At 54.1% G+C, this 5,517-nt stretch carries 5 protein-coding genes; all 5 read right to left on the bottom strand.

Annotated elements, in window-relative coordinates:
- The coding region (locus QNK41_RS19400) for an ABC transporter substrate-binding protein (protein ID WP_319260368.1) at positions 1-1,259 on the bottom strand (1,259 nt) is incomplete at its 3' end.
- 30 nt (positions 1,260-1,289) lie between these two features.
- On the bottom strand, positions 1,290-1,823 hold the full coding sequence (locus QNK41_RS19395; RefSeq protein ID WP_319260365.1) for a MarR family winged helix-turn-helix transcriptional regulator: 534 nt from the start codon (positions 1,821-1,823) through the stop codon (positions 1,290-1,292).
- 650 nt (positions 1,824-2,473) lie between these two features.
- Complete coding sequence (locus tag QNK41_RS19390; protein ID WP_319260363.1) at positions 2,474-3,643, bottom strand: hypothetical protein; 1,170 nt, start codon at positions 3,641-3,643, stop codon at positions 2,474-2,476.
- A gap of 230 nt (positions 3,644-3,873) precedes the next feature.
- Entirely contained in the window at positions 3,874-4,326 is a 453-nt protein-coding gene (locus tag QNK41_RS19385) for a YbaK/EbsC family protein (protein ID WP_319260360.1), read from the bottom strand.
- 150 nt (positions 4,327-4,476) lie between these two features.
- Positions 4,477-5,517, bottom strand: a 1,041-nt coding sequence (locus QNK41_RS19380) for a (Fe-S)-binding protein (RefSeq protein ID WP_319260357.1), incomplete at its 5' end; no start/stop codon positions are given.

Raw genomic sequence — 5,517 nt, 5'->3', positions numbered from 1 at the left:
TTTTTCATCCAGACATTGCTCCAATAGCCGTCATTGGGCTCTTTTACGACATCGATGCTTATTCCGGCTTTGGCGGCATGCTCCCTGAAAAGGACCGCCGCATCGACGGCCCCACCGAAAGCGGCATCGGCGGCGTGCAGTTTGAAGGTATGCCCGGTCAACCCGGCTTTTTTCAAATGGAACTTGGCTTTATCCGGATCGTATTGCCGCTGGGGCAGATCAGCGGCGTAATAGCGGTTCGACGGTGCGATGGGGTGGTCGTTACCCAAGCTGCCGTATCCCCGCAGGATCAATTTCAGCATCTGCTCCCGATCAAGGGCGTACTTCAGGGCCAAACGCACATCGTTGTTGTCAAAAGGTGCCACATCGGTCCGCATGGGTAAGGTGTAATGCCTCGTTCCGGTCACCTGAACGATCTGGATCCCAGGTGCTTTTTTCAGCAGATGCACAGTTTTAACATCACAACGATTGATCAGATCCACTTGACCGGTTTTCAACGCATTGGTGCGGGCGCTGTAATCGGCAATGCTGATGGTTTCAATTTCGTCAAAATGTGCCCGGTCTGCTTTCCAGAAATTGGGATTGCGCTTGGTCAGCGCCCTCACCCCCGGTTCATGGGATACCAGCATGTACCCACCGGTACCGATCCCTTTTTCGAACTCGGCCCCCTTGGTGCCGGCCGGCTGGATCGTCAAATGATAATCACTCATGATAAAGGGAAAATCGGCGTTGCCGCCATGCAGAACGAATACGACCGTATTCTTGCCGTCGGCCTTGATATCCTTGATGGGATCGACGATGCCCTTGGCCGCCGACTTGGATTCCTCTCCCCTGTGGTGATTGATCGTTTCAACCACGTCCTGGGCATCCAACGTTTTTCCATTGTGGAATTCGACCCCTTTACGGATCTTGAATACCCATTGGGCGGCATCGGGGGTGGATTCCCAGCTTTCGGCCAGTTCGGGAATCGGTTTGCCATCCGCGTCGATTTCAACCAGATTGTTGCGAAGCGACCAGTTAACGCTCTGCCCGACGGCATCGGTAATCGTAGCAGGATCAAGGGAATCAGTAGTAGAACCGCCGCTCAATCCAAGCCGCAGTCGGCCGCCTCTTTTCGGCGTGGCAGCATATGCCCTGGCGGGCAGCAGTGCCGGCGATATGGTTGTAACCAGGCCCAGGGCCGACACATAAGCGAGAAACTCTCGACGAGTGATTTTGCCTGCTCTCAACGAACGTTCTAGATCTTTCAAACGGGACATGCTTCCCTCCTTTTTTTAATGCAGCACAATTTATTTTGCGGATGGCTGTTTAGCCACCGATTCCTCTATGGGACCGGCGGCCAGAATCGGTGCGGCGTGGATCGCTTTGGCATCCATGATGGCCACCAGCCGTTGCAGGGCACTCAAGATCATGGCCTGCTCCCAATCCTGCAGGGCACCGAACCGCTCCACAAAGGCCTCTTGCATAATCGGCGGTGCCGTTTGCATCAATTCCTCGCCGGCAACCGTGGCCTGTACCAGCACCCGCCGCCGGTCGGAATTACTTCGCCTTCTGGTTACCAGGCCCCTTTTTTCCATGCGCTCCAGTATCCCGGTCACCGTTCCCTGACTCAGGCTGATGGCCTTGGCGACTTCGCCCACCGACACTTCGCCGGCCTGGACGACCTCCTGCAAAATCATCAACTGCGGGCCGGTCAGGCCGACCCGCTTGACCAGGCTCTTGGAATTCAGGGCGATGGATTGGATGATTTTACGAATGGCGATCAGTACGTCATTGGTGATGATGCTCGTTAAATCTTGCCTGAAATCATCTTTATTCACCATTTTATCTCCGGCAGCTAAAAAAATATTAACCATATAAATTTGTACGCAAACAAATTTATTATAGATATTTAAATTTTTAATTCAAAATAAATCAGGTAATCCGAACTCCGGTTTTTTCGCTCTCTCCATGCAGAATTCCAAGCAATTGATATTATCTGAGGATGGGTGAATGACACAAAGTTTAAATGAACTACCCCGCCGCAAGCAGCGGGGTATCACCAAGGATCGGATCTTTTTATCGTCGCAAGCGACGGGATATTAGACCCGATGCTTCGCAATAAATAATTTGTATGCAAAGCTTTATAACATCTCCTTGGCTGATCAACAAATCATTTTTTATTTTTAGTCCAATAGATTTGAAGGTTTGTACTGAAACGATTATGGGGTTTGTCCTAAAACCGTTCCGATGGGTAGACACCAAGATAGCACGAAACGTTCCCAATCGTTGTTGATTGGTGAATGCCGATTGGTGATGGGGGTGATCAATTGGCGGGCGGATGAAGATCTCAAGCAGTTGACGGTTCACTGAGGCAAGCTATACTGCAGGAGGCGGGCAGACGGGGATCCATTGGAGGTGAAGAAAGGATATCAAATCCCTCTCGGGCACAGATGGACATGGCCACCCAGAGGCAGATGATGGTAGGCTGCTTTTAAAACGGGTGGGAATCCATCACAGGATCATGTCCGAGAAGCTTTTTAAGATAGTCCAGGGCCAGTGCGGCGTATAGCTCATCGTGGGTCATCTGCTCGAGCAAGGTTTGGCTGTCAAACTTACCGCCGACTTTTTTCAACAGGGTATCGGATGACGCGATGCGCTGTTCCAGGCCGGATAAATAATCCTTGGCGTATGCCCTCAGCGTGGGGGTCGGAATATCCTTGGATTTTGAAAAGGTCTCCGCCAATTGGGCAGGCTCCGGCAGCCGGGGGTCTTCCAGCACCGCTGTAAACGCGTCAGCCACGCGGACCAGTCCCCGATGAATATGTTTGGATTTGACCATGTTTATCCCTGCCCAGCCGGCCTTGACCCAACTGACGGTCCCACAGGTGACAACCGGTTTTTTAGGATCCGCCTGGTAATAAACGGTCACCCCGAATGAATCGTACATATAGGTATCGGCCCAGCCCAGTCCCTTGACGTTCAATCCCTTATCCGGGGTGTACAGGTAGCTCCACTCTTCGTCTTTGCCCAGCACCCACCCTCTTCTGCCCACCGCCGACGGTTCCTGCTGCCGGTATACATTGATCATGACCTTCCCCTTCTGGTAGGGGCTGAGGATGACCAGCCTGTCGACATCGTAACTATAGTAAGCGCCGGTGTGCTGATCCGGTGTGATGGCGATATGTTCGGCCCCTTTGAGGATAAAAGGGGTCTTCGAGCCGTTGGATGCCGATCGCAGCCGTTCAAACTGCTGATCACCGCCGTCCACCCGGGTCCACCGGGACAACCGCAGGGAGGACGGCCAAAAGAAAAAGGACGGAATATCGGCATCCAGAATGTAATCGGTAATACGCTGGACACCGGTATTGACGGTAAATTCATTATAGGCGGATGGCGCGTCGAAGGAGTCGTCGGCACGGTAAAGGGTGTCGTCGGTTTTGGGAGACAGTAGAAACGTCATAAGCGGCTCGATGTGCCGCGCATCAAAGGCCGCACCACCCTCGTTGTCGACCAGGTCCAGAAGGTAATGAAGCGTCGATGTTACATCCGACGGCAAATCCGCAGGCGTGTCTGAAGCAGCGGCACTGCCAGCCATCAGGAATAACAAGCCACCGGCGATAAGTGATAAAAACGTCCGACTGGGATAAGCAACAGGATTCATAAAACTCTCGATTGATAGGTTAATACAGCGCCTCGGCAGGGCGCTATTTACGATTTACGCCTTGGCCCTGAAAATAGCATCCAGGAGTTTACCGATAGGGATCTCTAATGGATCGCCACGAAAAAAGCCAGTAAAAGAAATGTCACGATTAGGGAAATTACGCAGGCGGGAACCGATTGTCAAGTGAGCGCCGGCGGATCATTCCGGCGCCCCTGTCATTGGGTACCAGATCAGATAAATTTCGGTTTGCTGACTTTCTTGAGATCCCAGGCTTTGATCTTGAAGGATTTGTCGTGCTTGCCCGGGTTGAAATAAACCATGTCCTTTTTGGCCAGGTCCGGATCCATGAAAATCGGGAGCGGTGTCAACTGGCCGAAGGGCGGCACACAGCCCACTTCGCAGCCCACTTTTTCCAGCACATCCTCGGGTTTGGCAAAGGCGACCTTTTTGGTCCCGATGCCTGCTGCGGCTTTTTTCCAGTCCACTTTTTTATCACCGGGCATCACCAGCACAACCATTTGCTTTTCCTTGGTCAGCAGAACCAGAGACTTGACGGTTTCGCCTTCGCTGACCCCCAGCGCCTCGGCCATGGCCGGATTGGTGTAAACCGGTTCGTGTTCGACCACCTCGTAGGCGATCTTGTTTTTCTTTAATATGTCTACGATATTGGCTTCGACGGGCATCGCCACCTCCGGTGGGTTCTGGGTTCAGCCTTGAGCCTTGAGCTTTTCGCTGATCAGCTCATTAGCTCAACAGCTATTTTGTTCCGGGTTATCGGTTCAACCAATTCAACCAATTCAACCAATAAGACCAATCAAACGATCCTCGCGAATCTAAGCCGTCGCCTCATCAACGATCTCGGCAATATCCTTGACGACGATGGCCGACTCCTTGTCCATGAGGCCGTCCGAGAGCATCGTGGCGCAGAAAGGGCAGGCGGCGGCCACGGTGGCCGCACCGCTTCGCATCACCTCTTCGGCCCGGTCCACGTTGATGCGTTTTCCCAGGGTCTCTTCCATAAACATGCGGCCGCCGCCGGCACCGCAGCAGAATCCTTTTTCACGGATACGCTGCATTTCGGTCAACTGGCCGTTGTTCATGGAGCGCAGCAGATCGCGGGGCGGCTGGACAATACCGTTCCAGCGGCTCAGATAGCAGGAATCGTGGAACGTCAGCGACCCAGTGCCGTTACCGTTGGGCTTCAGGCGCCCCTGCTTGTGCAGGTCGAAAAGCAGTTCAGCGTGGCTGACCACCGGGTAGGCGGCGCCGAACTGGGGGTATTCGTTCTTGATGATATTGAAGCAGTGGGGGCAGCCGGTCAGAATTCGTTTGGGTTTGTACCCGTTGAGAATCTCAACGTTCTGCTGAATCAGCATCTGGGCCAGGTATTCGTTGCCGGCCCGCCTGGCCATGTCGCCGTTGCAGGATTCCTCCGGGCCGAGGATGGCGAAGTTCACACCGGCGCGCTGAAGCACCCGGGCCATGGCCTGGGAGATCTTCTTGCCCCGGTCGTCAAAGGACCCGGCGCATCCAACAAACCAGAGCAGATCGGCATCCGGGTTGTCGCCCATCAACGACACGTCCATGCCCTTGCACCAGTCCGCCCGGCTGTCGGCGCCGAAACCCCAGGGGTTGGCCTGGTTTTCTAGGTTGGTGAAGGTCTCCTGGACCTCCGGCGGAAAACTGGCTTCCATGAGCACCTGGTGCTTGCGCGCTTCGACAATGAAATCAAGATGTTCGATGTTCACCGGGCAAATGTCCTCACAGGCCCGGCAGGTGGTGCAGGACCACAGCACGTCGCCGGTGACCGGGGCGTCGTCACGCACGATGGGTTTGACCTGGTCGAAGTTGCCCCCCAGAATGGCGTCGGACTG

Origin of the sequence: Desulfosarcina sp. (assembly GCF_033791525.1) — a bacterium.
In the GTDB taxonomy this organism is placed as follows: Bacteria; Desulfobacterota; Desulfobacteria; order Desulfobacterales; family Desulfosarcinaceae; genus Desulfosarcina.
This window is presented reverse-complemented; position numbering and strand designations above follow the sequence as displayed.

Coding starts and splice junctions, on each gene's coding strand:
- QNK41_RS19390 (WP_319260363.1), bottom strand. CDS start 3,643: ATGAATCCTGTTGCTTATCCCAGTCGGACGTTTTTATCACTTATCGCC.
- QNK41_RS19385 (WP_319260360.1), bottom strand. CDS start 4,326: ATGCCCGTCGAAGCCAATATCGTAGACATATTAAAGAAAAACAAGATC.
- QNK41_RS19395 (WP_319260365.1), bottom strand. CDS start 1,823: ATGGTGAATAAAGATGATTTCAGGCAAGATTTAACGAGCATCATCACC.